Source organism: Exiguobacterium undae DSM 14481 (assembly GCF_000620805.1).
Classification (GTDB): domain Bacteria; phylum Bacillota; class Bacilli; order Exiguobacteriales; family Exiguobacteriaceae; genus Exiguobacterium_A; species Exiguobacterium_A undae.
On sequence record NZ_KK211187.1, the window covers coordinates 1,341,195 to 1,358,136 of the forward strand.

At 47.2% G+C, this 16,942-nt stretch carries 19 protein-coding genes; 18 read left to right on the forward strand and 1 reads right to left on the reverse strand.

What is annotated here, in order from left to right:
- Positions 1-41 precede the first annotated feature (41 nt).
- The 8 genes from P397_RS0107410 to P397_RS0107445 all read left to right on the forward strand — a co-directional run bounded on the left by P397_RS0107410 (position 42) and on the right by P397_RS0107445 (position 7,950).
- The gene (locus P397_RS0107410; protein ID WP_028106043.1) at positions 42-1,055 is read left to right on the forward strand and encodes a helix-turn-helix domain-containing protein; all 1,014 of its coding nucleotides are present in this window, start codon (positions 42-44) and stop codon (positions 1,053-1,055) included.
- Positions 1,055-2,485 carry a RecQ family ATP-dependent DNA helicase gene (locus P397_RS17160; RefSeq protein WP_035414100.1) on the forward strand — a complete coding sequence of 477 codons (1,431 nt, stop codon included), beginning with the start codon at positions 1,055-1,057 and terminating at the stop codon, positions 2,483-2,485. The genes P397_RS0107410 and P397_RS17160 overlap by 1 nt, the downstream gene beginning before the upstream one ends.
- Positions 2,486-2,522: 37 nt before the next feature.
- Complete coding sequence (locus tag P397_RS17165) at positions 2,523-2,717, forward strand: hypothetical protein (RefSeq protein WP_035387602.1); 195 nt, start codon at positions 2,523-2,525, stop codon at positions 2,715-2,717.
- Between the two features lie 71 nt (positions 2,718-2,788).
- Positions 2,789-3,673, forward strand: coding sequence for a MerR family transcriptional regulator (locus P397_RS0107425; RefSeq protein ID WP_028106044.1), 885 nt, complete (start codon positions 2,789-2,791; stop codon positions 3,671-3,673).
- A 57-nt stretch (positions 3,674-3,730) separates the two neighbouring features.
- Positions 3,731-4,321 (forward strand): adaptor protein MecA, encoded by a 591-nt coding sequence (locus P397_RS0107430; RefSeq protein WP_028106045.1) that lies wholly within the window; start codon positions 3,731-3,733, stop codon positions 4,319-4,321.
- 179 nt (positions 4,322-4,500) lie between these two features.
- Complete coding sequence (locus P397_RS0107435) at positions 4,501-5,445, forward strand: D-alanine--D-alanine ligase (protein WP_028106046.1); 945 nt, start codon at positions 4,501-4,503, stop codon at positions 5,443-5,445.
- A 134-nt stretch (positions 5,446-5,579) separates the two neighbouring features.
- Positions 5,580-6,845, forward strand: a complete 1,266-nt coding sequence (locus P397_RS0107440) for a Glu/Leu/Phe/Val family dehydrogenase (protein ID WP_026832688.1) — start codon at positions 5,580-5,582, stop codon at positions 6,843-6,845.
- A 115-nt stretch (positions 6,846-6,960) separates the two neighbouring features.
- Positions 6,961-7,950, forward strand: coding sequence for a YpdA family putative bacillithiol disulfide reductase (locus tag P397_RS0107445; RefSeq protein WP_026832689.1), 990 nt, complete (start codon positions 6,961-6,963; stop codon positions 7,948-7,950).
- Between the two features lie 74 nt (positions 7,951-8,024).
- Here P397_RS0107445 and P397_RS0107450 read toward each other — a convergent pair whose 3' ends face one another.
- Positions 8,025-8,990 (reverse strand): asparaginase, encoded by a 966-nt coding sequence (locus P397_RS0107450; protein ID WP_026832690.1) that lies wholly within the window; start codon positions 8,988-8,990, stop codon positions 8,025-8,027.
- Positions 8,991-9,142: 152 nt separating this feature from the next.
- On the opposite strand from P397_RS0107450, the gene prsW reads away from it, so the two are divergent.
- From prsW to P397_RS0107500, 10 genes are all read left to right on the forward strand, one after another.
- On the forward strand, positions 9,143-9,802 hold the full coding sequence (gene prsW / locus P397_RS0107455; protein WP_028106047.1) for a glutamic-type intramembrane protease PrsW: 660 nt from the start codon (positions 9,143-9,145) through the stop codon (positions 9,800-9,802).
- A 25-nt stretch (positions 9,803-9,827) separates the two neighbouring features.
- On the forward strand, positions 9,828-10,484 hold the full coding sequence (locus P397_RS0107460; protein ID WP_035387603.1) for a flagellar brake protein: 657 nt from the start codon (positions 9,828-9,830) through the stop codon (positions 10,482-10,484).
- Positions 10,485-10,561: 77 nt separating this feature from the next.
- Entirely contained in the window at positions 10,562-11,233 is a 672-nt protein-coding gene (cmk, locus tag P397_RS0107465; protein WP_028106048.1) for a (d)CMP kinase, read from the forward strand.
- On the forward strand, positions 11,230-11,829 hold the full coding sequence (locus tag P397_RS0107470; protein WP_028106049.1) for a lysophospholipid acyltransferase family protein: 600 nt from the start codon (positions 11,230-11,232) through the stop codon (positions 11,827-11,829). The genes cmk and P397_RS0107470 overlap by 4 nt, the downstream gene beginning before the upstream one ends.
- 93 nt (positions 11,830-11,922) lie before the next feature.
- Positions 11,923-13,056 (forward strand): 30S ribosomal protein S1, encoded by a 1,134-nt coding sequence (gene rpsA, locus P397_RS0107475; protein WP_028106050.1) that lies wholly within the window; start codon positions 11,923-11,925, stop codon positions 13,054-13,056.
- Between the two features lie 124 nt (positions 13,057-13,180).
- Positions 13,181-14,491: a ribosome biogenesis GTPase Der gene (gene der / locus P397_RS0107480; RefSeq protein ID WP_026832696.1), complete on the forward strand. Its 1,311-nt coding sequence runs from the start codon at positions 13,181-13,183 to the stop codon at positions 14,489-14,491.
- A gap of 17 nt (positions 14,492-14,508) precedes the next feature.
- The gene (locus P397_RS0107485; protein ID WP_028106051.1) at positions 14,509-15,534 is read left to right on the forward strand and encodes an NAD(P)H-dependent glycerol-3-phosphate dehydrogenase; all 1,026 of its coding nucleotides are present in this window, start codon (positions 14,509-14,511) and stop codon (positions 15,532-15,534) included.
- Between the two features lie 39 nt (positions 15,535-15,573).
- Positions 15,574-15,750, forward strand: a complete 177-nt coding sequence (locus P397_RS17765; protein WP_035387604.1) for a DUF2768 domain-containing protein — start codon at positions 15,574-15,576, stop codon at positions 15,748-15,750.
- On the forward strand, positions 15,747-16,481 hold the full coding sequence (locus tag P397_RS0107495; RefSeq protein ID WP_026832699.1) for a hypothetical protein: 735 nt from the start codon (positions 15,747-15,749) through the stop codon (positions 16,479-16,481). Before P397_RS17765 ends, P397_RS0107495 begins: the two co-directional genes overlap by 4 nt.
- Positions 16,482-16,566: 85 nt before the next feature.
- Positions 16,567-16,839, forward strand: a complete 273-nt coding sequence (locus P397_RS0107500; protein WP_012370671.1) for an HU family DNA-binding protein — start codon at positions 16,567-16,569, stop codon at positions 16,837-16,839.
- Positions 16,840-16,942 lie beyond the last annotated feature (103 nt).

Sequence of the window (16,942 nt, forward strand, 5' to 3'; positions counted from 1 at the left end):
TCAAAGGTCCGAACAGGGTGAAGGTGGAAGGGGGGCGACATATGGAACGGACGGTGTTGAAACAAGTAGTGCTGGAAGCGATTATTCGATTACGAAATGAACGGACGGACCGGAGTCTGTACCATATCTTTCAAGGGAAACGATCGGCTACGTCTTTACAAGACGCTCATTTTTATGAGTTGGAATCCGTTTTTGGGATGTTGCCCTTTAAAAAAGAACGGTTTGAACAAGTTTTGGCAGAACTTGAACAAGACGGTTGGATTGAAAAACAGCAGACGTTGCTAGTGACGGAGGAAGGCCGACGTCATGTCCGTTCACCTTTCCTGATCGATGATTTAGGCGGCGAGTTACGCGGCTATCCGGTCGTGTTATGGAGACGGATCAGTTTACTGTTGCAAACTGTCATTTGTTTAGAACAACGAATTTCCTTTGTCCCGGTTCAACAAGACAGTGCGACAAAAGACTGGGTTCGCAACCAGCTGTCCTCCTTAACGGAACGGTCGGCTTGGCTTCGTGCCGTGTATCAAGAACTCGAGCAGGCATTGATGCAATTGAGCGAACGAGAAGCGATTTTAATCAGTTATCGGTTGTCCGGACGAAAAACCGGCTTGAGCTATCCGCAATTAAGCGGATACCTGGAAGCGGATACCGGATCCTTACAGTTGGAATTTCTGATCGCCTGGCGTAAATGCATCCGGCACCTGCCGGAAGCGGGACTGCTCATGTCCTACGGAATAGACATCGATCAGTCGAAGATGACACAGTCGGCTAAAAAGACATGGGAGATGCTGAAACAAGGATATGCCGTGCCTCAGATTGCTGAACGGCGGCACTTGAAAAAAAGTACGATGGAAGACCATTTGGTTGAAATTGCGATGTACGCCGCTGTTTTTCCGTTGAATCAATTTTTATCAGAGGAAGAATATCAGGACGTCGTGCGAGTGTCTGATCGGTTGCAGACGTTCTCCTTGAAGCGGATTAAACAGGAGTTGACCCATGAGATCGATTATTTTCAAATTCGGGTCGCACTCGCGAGAAAGGTGGTTAATCGGTGATGGAAAAAGTACTAAGACGTTTTTTTCGATACGACCATTTTCGGACCGGGCAACAAGAAATCATCGAATCGGTTCTTTCCGGTCAAGATACGCTGGCGATTTTGCCGACAGGTGGAGGAAAATCGATTTGTTATCAGCTACCGTCCTATCTTCAACCGGAAGGATTAACGTTGATCTTATCACCGTTGCTGTCACTGATTGAGGACCAAGTCATGCAAATCAAACAACGCGGAGAGCGGTCCGTTGCCAAGTTAACGTCACTCGAAACACGTGAACAAAAAGAGCAGGTGTTACATCAGTTACCGCGATTACGTTATCTGTATCTCTCGCCGGAGCAATTAGCCGTACCGCAAGTCAAGCAACGTTTAGCTGACGTGAAAATTAATTTGTTTGTCGTAGACGAGGCCCATTGTATCTCGCAGTGGGGGCATGAGTTCAGGACAGATTATGCCAAATTGGGTCATGTCCGGCGTCAACTCGGGAATCCGCCGTGTTTGGCATTGACTGCGACCGCAACCAAACGGGTGGAACAAGACATCGTCGAGGGACTCCTGTTGCAGCAACCGAATCGAATCCGCCACTCGGTCAATCGTCCGGAAATTCAGTTGATTGTTGATCAGGCGGAACAAGACGATAAGGACCGGCTTTTAGAGGCATGGTTAAAAAAAGTCGAACGACCTTGTGTCATCTATACGACGACGCGCCGGGAAGCGGAACGGATCGCGCAACAGATCACAAATGCAGCCTATTACCATGCCGGGCTGGAAGCAGAAGACCGGCAATTGATTCAACAGCAGTTTCTATACGATGAAATCGACTGTCTGGTCTGTACGAGTGCTTTTGGCATGGGTGTGAACAAAGGGAACGTCCGAACCGTCATCCATTACACGATGCCGGCGACGATCGAAGCGTATATGCAGGAAATCGGACGTGCCGGACGCGACGGAAAACCATCGACTGCCATCTTGCTTTATGCACCGGGTGATCAACGCCTGCAGCATTTTTTGCTCGAGAAGCAATATGCCCCCTCCCTCTGGATTGATCAAGTGGTGGAGGGACGCCGGCGGCATGAATCGTTTGAGACGATGGAACACCGTTTAGGTCTCGATCCAGACGATCCCGCCTACCGCTTACTCAAAGTTCAATTGATGGACGGTAAAAGTCGATCGGACATCATCGACTGGCAGGAAGCCCGAAAAAAAATACGTTTACGTGAACTTATGCAGATGATAAATTATATTCAAAATACATTATGTCGGCGTGCCTTTATCTTGCATCATTTTGATGAGACAGCTGTTGTGCAAGACCGATGTTGTGATCTTTGCGGTAACTTGACGGAAGATAAACCAATCATCCAGACGGAAGACGACCAACTGAACTGGAAACGCCGATTAGAAGAAGTCTTTTTTTCATCCCGTCATTCAGTGTAAACTAGTAGTATCCTTATTTTTAGAAAAGGTGATGAAATTGAGTAAACACGATCAACGAAAAAATCGGCAAGATGAACAACGGACCACATTGCCTCCACGTTCATCACGCATTGAACACGTTCGCAATGAACGTTTGAAACAACCATTTGCTAAAAACCCCTTGGCCATTACACTGACGGTTCTTATGATTACGATCATCATCGCCTTCGTCTCCATCGGTTTCATGATGTAAGCGCACATTGTGAACGGAGATTTTTTTCCTTTACGGGTATACTAAAGGGAAGAAGAAAGGAGGCACGATGCATGGATCGTGGGAAATACAATATCAAAGCAGTTGCTGCATTGGTGGGACTCAATCCGACGACCATTCGTGCTTGGGAACGACGTTATCAAGTACTGGATCCAGATCGAAGTGAATCGGGTCATCGGATTTACAGTGACAGCGATGTAGCGAAGCTTCGATGGATTGTCGACAAACAAAAAGAAGGGTTATCGGTTTCGAAAGCCATTCAACTATATGAAATGCCGGTCAATCGAACAGAAGTCCCGACTGATTATGGGATTGAACTACGAGATCAACTGTTCGAGGCCTTGACGAACTTTGAGGAACGACATGCACACGACATCATGAACAAAGCCTTTTCGATGTTTAGTTTTGACAAGGTGATCCAGGATATCGTCGGTCCGCTTTTACATGAGATTGGGATGAAGTGGGAAAAGGGTGCGATTACAATTGCGCATGAACATTTTGCGACGGCTTTTTTACGCGCACGTCTCTCGACATTATCCCTTCAAATGCCGATCAATCCCTTTTTACCGCGGATTTTATGCGTCTGCGCACCGGAAGAGGAACATGAACTAGGGTTGCTCTTTTTTACACTCTATTTACGCCAGTCCGGGTTTGACGTCATCTTTCTTGGTGCCGGTATTCCGGTACAGGACCTTGTGACTGTAACGAAACAATTAACGCCCCGAGCCGTCGTCTTGTCCTGTACGATCTCGGATCATCTAAAGGACTTGGACGAAGCCATCGCTCAGATTCAACTGGAAGTGCCGCAAACCGAAATTGGTTTAGGTGGTTATGCCGTCGATCAGCATCCTGAAAAGTACGGTGATTTGTTGCTCGGATCGCACGATGCGGCTTGGAAAAGTTGGTTAAGTCGACTCACTCCAACAACTGGTGTATAGTGTGTGTCATATTGAACGGAGAGTATGTACTCTGCCGAGTGACTGGAGGAGTCAATTATGAGGTTTGAACAATTTAAACAAGGACATTTACGGGTATTCGTCTCAAGACAAGAACTGTCCGTCCACGACGTTCGACCGGAGACCTTGGCTGTCGGCAAAGGACAAGCCTTATTGCGCAATCTGTTGGAAGAAGCGGAATCGAACTATGGATTCCAGGCCGTTGGGACATTGGAGTTTTTCGTGACGTTTTTCCCGAATGACGGCATGCTCGTCGACGTTCGGCGTGAAGGCACTGTCCCGGAAGAAACATTTGAAGAATTTGATCAAGTCGAAATCCGGATGACCGTGGATATCGTCCATCATGTGTTGTATCAACTGGATAACTTTGAAGACGTCATTCAGGCAAGCCACGGCTTACGGCGTCATATGGATCAGACAGAGACCGGTGGTACGCTGTATCTGTTTGAAGGTACTTATTATCTGTACTTCCAAGAACAGATGAAACAATCGGTGGAACGAACCGTAACGACGATTTTATCGGAGTATGGTCAACCAAGCCCGAAAAGTCCACTCGTGATGGCAGAGTATGGTCAGACGATTATGGCGGAACAAGCCGTTTCGACCCTTGCGACAACCTTTTCGCAGTGATGTTCAGTCACATTGTTTTGAATAAGTGCGGATGATTCTTTCGGAAAAGCCACTTCACCGAGCTGTTGTCGGGAAGTGGCTTTTTTGTATCCGTGTAAGGATTGCGACCATTTTGTATTTTTTCGTATAAAAAGTGATGGTATGATAAACAGTGAACGTAAGATGAAGGAGTGAACAGTATGAAGGTGGCAGTATTATTTGGCGGGATTTCTGGAGAACGTGAAGTTTCATTAAATAGCGGGAAATCAGTTGTGGAAGCATTGGAAAGTAAAGGGCATGATGTCGTGGCCGTTGATTTTCATCCGGAACGGGCGGAAGAAATCCTGACGCTTGACGTGGAGGTGGCCGTGATCGCCCTCCATGGTAAATTTGGAGAGGACGGTCGTGTCCAAGCGTTGCTTGAAATGGCGGAAATTCCGTATACCGGTTCAGGTGTATTGGCTTCAGCTCTTGCAATGGATAAGGCACGTTCAAAAATCCACTTTGAAAAAGCAGGAATCCGAATTGCCCGTGATGTCTTGATTGAGCGGGGGGACGATATCGAACAAAAAATGACGCAATGGGACCACCAGTTTCCATGTGTCGTCAAACCAGCACAAGAAGGATCTTCGAATGGCTTGACGATTGCGATGGATGAACAGATGTTGCGTCAAGGGATTGAACTGGCTTTTCAGGCGGACGATGCCGTGCTGATTGAGCAATTCATCAAAGGACGCGAAGTGACGGTCCCGGTGATCGGTTCGAAAGGTCAGGAAAAGGCCCTGCCTGTCATCGAAATCATTCCAAAAAATGAATTTTATGATTATGAATCGAAATATGCGATCGGTGGATCGGAACATATTTGTCCGGCACAATTTGACGCGGCGACGACTCAGACATTACAGGAATGGGCGATTCTCGCGCACCAAGTATTGGGCTGTGCCGGCTATTCGAGGACAGACTTTCTTGTCCCGGAATCCGGACAACCGGTCATTTTAGAAACGAACACGTTGCCAGGTATGACGTCGACGAGCCTGTTCCCGGATGGCGCACGGGCAGTCGGGATTGAATATCCGGAACTTGTCGAGACATTTATCGAACTCGCACTCGAACGACATCAGTCCGCTGCAAAGAAACGAAAATAAATGAAAAGAACCAGACGATAGAAAGCGCTTACAAATATAGTGGCAACCCCTTTCATTACGGTTCAGAAAAGGGTATACTTTATCCGAACAAGGAAACGGCATAGGGGATGCCACTTATGGGGAGGAACGTTGGAATGATCACTGACCAACAACACGCAAATCATCGCAAGAATGTACTCGAAGCTACACAAGAAATCGTCAAAGAAGCACTTGAGAAACTCGGTTACCCGGATGAGATGTATGAACTGTTAAAAGAACCGCTTCGCATGCTGACAGTTCGGATTCCGGTCCGCATGGATGACGGATCAACGAAAATCTTTACGGGCTATCGCGCGCAACACAACGATGCCGTCGGTCCAACAAAGGGCGGAATTCGTTTCCATCCGAACGTGACGGAAATCGAAGTCAAGGCATTGTCGGTTTGGATGAGCTTAAAAGCTGGAATCGTCGACTTACCGTATGGCGGTGGTAAAGGTGGTATCATTTGTGATCCGCGCGAAATGAGTTTTCGTGAAATCGAACGTCTCAGTCGCGGGTATGTTCGGGCGATCAGTCAAATCGTCGGACCCACAAAAGATATTCCGGCACCGGATGTCTTTACGAACTCACAAATCATGGCATGGATGATGGATGAATACAGCCGGATTGATGAATTCAACTCACCTGGATTCATCACAGGGAAGCCGCTTGTTCTCGGTGGTTCGCATGGACGGGAAACCGCGACGGCAAAAGGTGTCGCCATCATGATTCGGGAAGCTGCCGCGAAAAAAGGCATTACCCTCGAAGGCGCACGTGTTGTGGTACAGGGATTCGGAAATGCGGGAAGCTTCTTGTCGAAGTTCATGCATGATCTTGGGGCGAAAGTCATTGCGATCAGTGATGCCTACGGTGCGTTACATGACCCGAACGGTCTGGATATTCCATACCTACTCGATCGTCGCGATTCGTTTGGTACAGTCACGACGCTCTTTAAAAATACGATTTCCAATAAGGAACTGTTAGAGCTGGAATGTGATATTCTTGTTCCGGCGGCCATTGAAAACCAAATCACGGAAGATAATGCGCATGATATTAAAGCGAGTATCGTCGTCGAAGCGGCAAATGGACCAACAACCAATGAAGCAACGAAGATTTTGGCAGAACGCGAGATTTTAATCGTGCCGGACGTTCTCGCTTCAAGCGGTGGGGTAACGGTATCTTACTTCGAATGGGTTCAAAATAATCAAGGGTATTATTGGACGGAAGAAGAAGTCCACGAAAAGCTTGAGAAAGTGCTTGTAAACTCCTTTAATCAAGTCTATCAAACAGCACAGACACGTAATGTCGATATGCGACTAGCCGCCTACATGGTAGGTGTCCGGAAAATGGCGGAAGCGTCACGCTTCCGCGGTTGGGTCTAAATCAGACGAAGCTCACTTCATCTTGAAGTGGGCTTTTTTTGTAATGTTATTCCTTTCTTCAGTTCAAAAGATTTGCTAAGATGATAAAAAAGCAAGTGGAAGAGGCGAAAGACATATGTTGGATTGTATCATCATTGGCGCAGGTCCCTGTGGGTTGTCGGCAGCGATCGAAATGCAGGACCGAGGGTTATCGGTCGAAGTGATTGAAAAAGGAAATATTGTAGAAGCCATCTATCAGTACCCGACCCACCAAACCTTTTTTTCGAGCAGTGAAAAACTGGAAATTGGCGGTGTTCCTTTTATAAATAAAGAATTAAAACCAAGACGTCAAGATGCACTCGTCTACTATCGGGAAGTAGTCCGGCGTAAAGGGGTCATCATCCGACCGTTTGAGACGGTAGAACACGTCGGACGGACTGCAGATGGATTCGAAGTCAAATCGGTCCGTGGAGGGCAAGCGGTGACGAGAAGCGCGCGTTCCGTTGTCCTTGCAACCGGTTATTATGGATTACCGAACAAAATGAACGTAGCCGGTGAAGACATGCCGCACGTTTTTCATTACTTCAAAGAAGGTCATCCGTTTTACGGTCAGGATGTCGTCGTGATTGGTGGCAAGAACTCCAGTGTCGATGCAGCGATTGAACTTGAAAAAGCGGGGGCCCGTGTGACGATGCTGTACCGTGGAGAGGCCTATAGTCCATCCATCAAACCATGGGTATTGCCGAACTTCGAATCGCTGGTACGTGCCGAAAAAGTGAAGATGGTGTTTGATGCGACGATCGAAGAAATCACGAACACGGACGTCATCTATTCCATTGGCGGTGAACGGTTGGCGATTAAAGCTGATTTTGTGTTTGCGATGACCGGTTATACACCGGATGTCGGATTATTTGCCGATGCCGGAATCGACATCGATCCGGACACGGGGATTCCGGTGTTTGATGAAGCAACGATGGAATCAAATGTCGATGGCATTTATATCGCCGGTGTCGTTGCGGCCGGGTATGACGCCAATAAGATTTTTATTGAAAACGGTCGTTTCCACGGCGCTTTGATTGCGGACAGTCTCGTGCATCGACTGGAGCGGGAGACAGCACAACCATAAAAACCAGACATCAAAGGGAGAGGCTGACCACTGTTCAAGTGGAGGCCTCTCCCTTTTGTATAAAAACCGGTGATTCATTCGACCCGGAAGGATTCTTCGAGCGCGTGATGCGTGGCGCCGATTTCAAGCTCGATCATTAATTTAAGGCGGGCTTTTTGCGAATTCAAACCGTTTGAAAAAATCAGACCGAGTTCCTTGAGCTGTTGACCGCCACCGGCATACCCGTATACATCCTGAACGATGCCGTTGAAACAGCGGCTGACGATCACGATCGGCATTTTTTCGGTCAATGTTCGAATGGCGTCAACGATGCCGGGTGGAACATTCCCTTGACCAAGTACTTCCAGCACAAGACCGTCGTAACCGAGTTCGCCGACGGCTAGCAGCAGATCGGGTTCCATGCCGGCGTACACTTTTAAGACCGAGACCCGTTTGCTTAACGTCGTCACCATATGCGTCGGTTTTAAGAGCGGGGTGTTAAACAAATACACATGGTCTTTTGTGACCATCCCCAAGTTTCCGAAATGAACTGATTTAAAAGTATCGACGGAAGACGTATGCGTTTTCGTGACGTTAAAGGCAGAATGAATTTCCCCGTTGAAGACGACGAGTACCCCTTTGCCTTTTGCTGCGTCACTGACGGCAACACGAAGTGCCGTGATCAAATTGAATTCACCGTCCGAGCCCACTTCATTCGAAGAACGCATGGCGCCGGTCAGCACGATCGGAATCGGGGCACCGAGTGTCACTTGGAGAAAATATGCCGTCTCCTCTAACGTATCCGTACCATGAGTGATGACGACTCCGTCATATCCGGCTTGTAATTCATCTTTGATGAAGTGCGCCAGTCTGAGCATGATGTCCGGTGTCATGTGGGGAGAGGGAAGATTGGCAAAGTGTCGTGTCGTGATGTCGGCGATATCTGTTGCCCGCGGCAGTGAGGCGTCCAGTGGATTGATATCATTCGGTAAAACGTGACCGGAATGGTTTTGAGCCATTGCGATCGTTCCTCCAGTGTGAATCAAAAGTAATTTTTTCATAATGCGGTCACCGTCGGGTCGACAGGAAACCTTCACCTTCTTTCCGTTCATTTTCATTAACATTGTACCCTTTTTTTTAAGAGATACAATGGGTGCGGTTTTCTTTTCTGCGAGAAACCTTTATTCTAAGAGAATAGGAAGGGGGAGGAGACGTGTTACCAATCGTTTTCTCAGGAATCGCCCCAGGAATTGCATTGTTGACGTACTTCTACTTACGACATGAACATGAATCGGAACCGGTCGGTTATATCCTGCGAAGTTTTATTTTCGGGATTTTACTCGTTTTTCCATTAATGTTCATCGATTATATCATCCAGAGTGAATTCGGGGGACTCGAATCCGTGCGACTGATCCGATCAGCCGTGACGGAAGAATTTGCAAAATGGTTCGTTGTTTTTTATACGGTCTATATCCACCAACGGTTTAATGATTACTATGACGGAATCATTTATGCCGTCGCCTGTTCGCTGGGTTTTGCCACACTGGAAAACATTCTTTACCTGATGGTCAATGGGACGGTCGAACATATGATTTTCCGGGCGCTGTTACCGGTTTCCGGACATGCCTTATTTGCGGTCATCATGGGATTTTTTATGGGGAAAGCCAAGTTCTCTGCTCATCCTTACCGGTGGTTGGGGGTCTCGATTTTAATACCGATGATTGCACATATAATCTTTAATTTGTTAATATTGGAAAATGGTGGCATTTCAATCATTCCGATTTTATTTATGGTGATTTTATGGACGATCGGATTGTACCAAATCCGAAGTGCCAATCGATTGAACCAGCGTTATAACAGAAAAAGCAATTGAATAGAATGAATTAGGAGAGAGTGACATGATACAAAACGGGGATTTAGTAATGATAACCAATCAAGAGGATCGTCAAGGACGGACGAAAGTGACGGCTGTGACGAATCGTCTGATTTGGATTGAGGCACCAAGTGAGGTCTCGACGTTAAAAACATTTATCTTATCGGATCATGAGCCAGTTGCCTTTTACTTTTTTAAAGAAAAAGGAAAATTATACGGATTCGAAACAGAGGTCGTCGAACGTCAAAATGATCCGCTGCGGGGACAACGTTATGCGCTGAAACGTCCGAGTGAAGAATTGATTCAGCGCGTCCAGCGCCGGCAATTTGTTCGCGTGCCGCAACTGCTGGATGTGGCGATCCACCCGCATAAGACAGAGTTTGAACCCTTCACCTCGGTGACGTTGGATCTATCGGCCGGTGGTATTCTTGTGTTAGCGAACCAAGTCCCGGTTGATGTCAAACAAGAGCTGGAGTTGACCTTCTTGTTGCCGACAGGGGACGGTGCCACCCATACAGTGGATGTCTTGGCGGAGCTCGTCCGCGTCGATTCAAGAGAAACGCGTTATGAACTGGCGTTTCAATTTACCCGAATCAATGACCGGAGCCGCGAACTTGTCCTGCGGCACTGTTACCAAGCGCAGATGAAAAATTCGCGACGAGGCACGAATCCATTCACGTGAGCCCTTTTTTTTGCTATGATAACGGTCGAAACTATACACCATGTGACATGGTGAACACGGAAGGAACGAATCTACTCATGAAGAACATTCAAATTGCCCTAGACGGACCTGCAGGTGCCGGAAAAAGTACGATTGCGAAACAGTTGGCAGCGCAGCTGGATTATGTCTATATCGATACCGGTGCGATGTATCGTGCGATCACGCTGGCAGCACTCGAACAAAACCTGAATTTAGAAGACGGACAAGCGCTTGGTGAGCTGATGAAGTCACTTGACCTCCGTCTGACACCGGGGGACCAGGGACAACGTGTCTTCATCGGAGAACGGGAAGTGACGGAAGCCATTCGGACGAACGAAGTGACGAACAACGTATCGTTTGTTGCACGTCAAGCAGAAGTCCGCACGGCCCTTGTCGTGGCCCAGCGGAAATTAGCAGAACGCGGCGGAATCGTCATGGACGGTCGTGATATCGGAACAGTTGTTTTACCGAATGCGGAACTAAAAGTCTTCTTGACGGCATCCGTCGAAGAACGGGCGAGTCGCCGTCATCGTGAAAACATCGCGCGGGGCATGGACAGTGATTTGCCGTCGTTGCAAGCAGACATCGCTTTACGTGATAAACGGGACAGCGAACGGACCGTTTCTCCCTTGAAACAAGCAGAAGACGCGATTTATCTCGATACGACAGAAATGAACATTGATCAAGTCGTGACGCGTCTGACAGAACTGGTAGAAGGTGTCCTCCAATGAAACGGAATGACTTCGTCTATCGACTTGCCCGGTTGATTGTCCTCATCATCGCAAAAACGGTGTTCCGTTTGAAAGTGACGGGAAAGGAAAATATTCCGACAGAAGGATCGCTGTTGGTCTGTGCGAATCATAGTTCGAACTGGGATCCCGTCTTTTTAGTCAGTGCGATTCCAACGAGCCGCTCCGTCCGTTACATGGCGAAGGAAGAATTATTTAAAATTCCGGTCTTGAAGCAGATCATGATTTCTGCAGGTACGTATCCGGTAGGGCGTGGACAAGGTGACCGTCAAGCCTTAAAGCGGACGATTGAATTACTGAACACGGACGAAACGGTCGGTATCTTCCCGGAAGGCACCCGATCAGCTCCCGGTGAGTTTACTTCTGCCCAACCGGGTGTCGGATTTTTTGCCTTACGTTCCCCGGCACACATCCTGCCGATTGCGATCATCGGTGATTATCGTCCGTTTCGACGCATGTGGGTCGTAGTCGGCAAACCTGTTGATATTACGGATTTAAGAGATCAACGAGGCGCAGCGAAGGCGATTTCTGAACGAATTTTAGAAGAAATCAAAACCGTCTACTTCAATCACGCGTAATGCCTTGACAAATAGTCAGAATTGTAAGAAGTTAGAAGAAGGATAAACGTATTCATACGTTTCTTGTACTCATCGTGAGGAGGTTGTGTTGGAATGGTCGAAGAAATGAAAGATATGCCTGATTTTGAAATTCATCGGGACCAGGTAGTAACCGGAATGGTCGTGAAAATTGAAGACAAGCAAGCACTCATTGATATCGGATACAAAACAGAAGCAATCCTGCCGATCAGCGAAGTTTCGAGTCTCCATCTGGAAGACATTCGAGGTGTGTTAAAAGTCGGTGATGAACTACAAGTAAAAGTGAAGAAAATTACAGACGAGGAAGTTGTTGTCTCAAAACGTGAAGTCGATGCCTTGCAGGCATGGGGAAAAGTCGAAGCGAAATACGAATCGGGTGAAATCTTTGAAGTTGTCGTGAAGGACATCGTCAAAGGAGGACTTGTCGTCGATATCGGCGTTCGTGGATTCATCCCGGCATCACTCGTAGAGCGGCATTACGTGGAAGATTTCTCTGATTATATCGGTCGTTCGATTGAAGTCAAGGTCGTCGAGTTAGACCAAGAAAAAAATCGCGTCATCCTTTCGCACAAAGCTGTGGTCGAAGGTGAACTGAACGCGAAGAAAAAAGAAACACTTGAACAGTTGGAAGTGGGTCAAATCTTAGAAGGAACCGTCCAACGCCTGACAGATTTTGGTGCCTTTGTCGACATCGGCGGTGTCGACGGGTTGGTGCATATCTCCGAGATGGCCCACCACCGCGTCGAACGTCCGTCTGATATCGTCACGGAAGGACAAAAAGTCGAAGTGAAGGTACTCGGCGTCGATCGTGATACGGAAAAGGTCAAGTTATCGATCAAGGAAACGCAACCCGGTCCATGGCAACAGATGGAAGGGAAAATCGAAGCCGGTGATATCGTCAAAGGGCGCGTCCGACGGATTGTCCAATTCGGTGCTTTCGTCGAACTTGCACCACAAGTCGAAGGACTGCTTCACATTTCGCAAATCGCAAACCGTCACATCGGTTCGCCGTCAGAAGTGTTGGAAGAGGGGCAAGAGATTGAAGCGAAAGTGCTTGAAGTGCATCTTGCGGAGCACAAGATTTCCCTCTCGACCCGGGTGCTGGAACAAGAAGAATCATCGGAAGATGATTATTCACAGTACACGGATCAAAATGAAGGCTTCTCAGTTGCGGACCTCTCTGAAAAAGAGTCCGATTCAAAAGAATAATCGATTGGAAGTGGACACGATTCGTGTCCACTTTTTTTATGTTACGGATAGATATGGTATAAAACCGCTTGATTTGATACAATAGAACGGCTATGAAGCGAGAGAAGAGAAAGAAGGTGTTGGGATGGCAATTCCAGTAGTGGCGATCGTAGGTCGCCCAAATATCGGAAAGTCGACGATTTTTAACCGGGTGATTGGAGATCGGGTTTCGATCGTAGAAGACAAGCCAGGCGTTACCCGCGACCGTATATACGGAACTGGAGAATGGCTGAATCGTCATTTTCATTTGATTGATACAGGTGGAATCGAAGTCGGGGATGAGCCCCTACTTCAAATGATGCGTCATCAGGCGGAGCTCGCCATCGATGAAGCAGACGTAATTATTTTTATGGTTAACGGACGTGAAGGCATTACGGCGGCGGATGAAGAAGTCGCAAATATGTTGTTCCGTTCAAACAAACCCGTTGTCATTGCGGTCAATAAAGTCGATAACTTTGAAATGCGGGATTTGATGTATGAGTTTTATTCGTTAGGATTCGGTGATTTGTATCCGATTTCCGGAACGCATGGTTTAGGACTCGGAGATATGCTTGACCGTGTGCTGGAACTGGCACCGGATAAAGAAGACATCGAATACGATGAAGATACCATTAAGTTTGCCTTAGTCGGACGTCCGAATGTCGGGAAATCAAGCATGACGAATTCGATTCTCGGAGAAGAACGTGTCATCGTCTCAAGCATCGCCGGTACGACACGCGATGCGATTGATACACCGTTCTCACGGGACGAACAAGAGTATGTCATCATTGATACAGCCGGTATGCGTAAACGCGGAAAAGTCTATGAGTCAACAGAACGATTCAGCGTCATGCGGGCTCAAAAAGCAATCGAACGGGCAGATGTCGTCTGTGTCGTATTAGATGGCGAAGAAGGCATCATCGAACAAGATAAAAAAGTCGCGGGATATGCTCATGAAGCCGGACGCGCAATCGTCATCGTCGTCAATAAATGGGACGCTGTCGAAAAAGATGATAAAACGATGAAAAAAATGGAAGAAGAAATTCGCGAAGAATTCCGATTCCTGGATTATGCACCAATCGTTTTCGTCTCGGCGAAAACAAAACGTCGTTTACAGACGTTACTTCCTGTCATTAAACAAGCGGCGAAGAGTCACGCACAACGGATTCAGACAAGTGTCTTGAATGATGTCATCGTCGATGCAGTAGCGATGAATCCTGCACCAACAGATAAAGGGGTTCGTTTACGCATCAATTACGCGACACAAGTCGCATCACGACCACCGACGTTCGTTCTGTTCGTCAACGATCCGGAATTATTGCACTTCTCATATAAACGTTATCTGGATAACCGGATTCGTGAAGCCTTTGATTTTACAGGAACACCGATTCGGATTCTGGCACGTCAAAAACAATAAGGACAAGGTGAATCATGATGAAAAAAATCGCAGTCATTGGAGCCGGGAGTTGGGGAACGGCACTTTCGCTCGTTTTAGCAGATAACGGTCATGAGGTCGTCCTCTATGGCCGCGACCAAAAAAATGTGGATGCCATTAATCAAAATCATGAAAATACGCAGTTCTTACCAGGTGTGACGTTGCCGGTCTCACTCCGGGCCACAACCGATTTAAAAGAAGCAGTTGTTGGGGTGTCGCATATTTTGATCGTGACCCCTTCTTCTGCGATTCGTTCCGTTTCCCGCCAATTAAATGGCTTGTTGACGGATCCGGTCGTATTGATTCACGCGTCCAAAGGGATTGAACCAAAAACACACTTGCGTTTATCCGAACTGATGGAAGCGGAAATTAATCCGTCCAAGCGCTCTGCCATCTGTGTCTTGACGGGACCTTCGCATGCGGAGGAAGTCGCATTACGTAAACCGACGACGGTGACGGTTGCTTCAACTGATATGGAAGAAGCGGGACGTGTCCAGGAATTGTTTACGAATGACAATTTCCGCGTATACCTGAATGCCGATATCATCGGTGCTGAGCTAGGCGGGGCATTTAAAAATATCATTGCCTTAGCTGCCGGTATGGCAGACGGTCTCGGGTACGGCGATAATGCGAAAGCGGCGTTGATTACTCGGGGAATGGTTGAGATCGCTCGACTTGGTACGTTGTTTGGCGCCAATCCGATGACCTTCACCGGTCTGACGGGCATGGGTGATTTGATTGTCACCTGTACATCCGTCCACAGCCGCAACTGGCGGGCGGGCAATGCGATTGGTCGTGGTGAAAAGCTGGAAACCGTCCTTGAAAACATGGGGATGGTCGTTGAAGGTGTTCGTGCGACGCAGGCTGCTTATGATTTGGCGGAGACGAAGCAATGTGAATTACCGATTACGACGGCACTTTATCATGTCTTGTTTGACGGGCATACCCCGGCAGAAGAAGTACAGAAGCTGATGCGTCGTCCGCAAAAAAATGAGATTGAACATCTGTTTACGATCAAAGATTAACGGAGTGGGGTGGAAACCTTGAGTCCAGGATTAATAAAAATGTGGATTTCGTTCGCCGGGATCGGTTTGTTTGCCATCAGTGTCTTATTGGTAACGATCAGTCGAACGAAGTTATCCGGAGCTTGGCAGTTTTTGATGTCGACTCTCGCCTTTCTTTGTTTTATCGTGGCGTCGATCATCATGGTCTTTATCGTCATGGCAGGACCAAGCGCATGAAAAAAATAGCGATTATCTTGATGCTCGTCCCAGTGATGTTGCTATCCGGTTGTTTATTCCCGGATAGTCAAAAACCGTCGAATCGTGTCCCGTATCCGGAGCAAATTCGGACGGTCCAAACTGCGGTCGAAGCCTATCAAAAAGATACAGGTGTTTTACCAATCAAAACCCGGGAAGCCGATACGCCGTTGATGGAACGGTATCAGATCGAACTCGGTCGTCTCATTCCGCGATATATGAGTGATCCGCCTCCGAACAGTTTTGAAGGTGGCGGAACCTTTATTTATCTGCTGGTCGATGTTGATCAAAAACCGACCGTCAAGTTGATGGACTTACTCGTAGCAGAGGAACTTCAAAAACTGCAAGTTCGGATTGATACGTACCGGAAGAAAAATGAGAAGTATCCGTTTAAAGGATCGATTGGTAAAAATCAGTTTACGCTCGATTATAAAAAACTGTTTATTAAAGAAGAGCCGACTGTTCCGAGTCCCTATTCGGATGAACAGCTCTCGATCTATGTAGACGGACAAGGGCAACTCTTTATCAACTATTTGCCTGAACTCGAAAAAGCGGTCCAAACCGCGAAGAAAAAGCCGAAAGTCGGTCAAGATATTCGTCATTTGCTCTATGATGACCAACCTTTTGTTCCCGCTTACTCTCAAAGCTATACAATTAACAAAAAAGGCGAACCTGTGTTTTCTGAGGAATCGATCGAAGAATCAGAAAATTGACGGTAATTCTAACGAAAATGTTGTAATATCAACGTTTATAAGTTATGATTAGCCTCGAAGAAGTGATTGGGAGGGGGTGAACGTAATGAACAAAACTGAACTCATTCAAGCAGTTGTCGAAAAATCAGGTCTGACTAAAAAAGACGTGACGAAAGTTGTTGAATCAACATTCGAATCGATTACTGAGACACTTCAGTCTGGAGAAAAAGTCCAATTGATTGGCTTTGGTAACTTCGAAGTCCGTGAACGCGCAGCTCGTAAAGGTCGCAACCCACGTACAAAAGAAGATATCGAAATCCCAGCAAGCAAAGTACCTGCTTTCAAACCAGGTAAAGCATTGAAAGATGCTGTCAAGTAATCCGGCTACATAGTCGTTCGAGGAATTCCTCGGACGGCTTTTTTTGTGGGCATTGAGAGACGAGAAAAGAGATTGATTATGGTATATTAAAAAAGAAGAACAT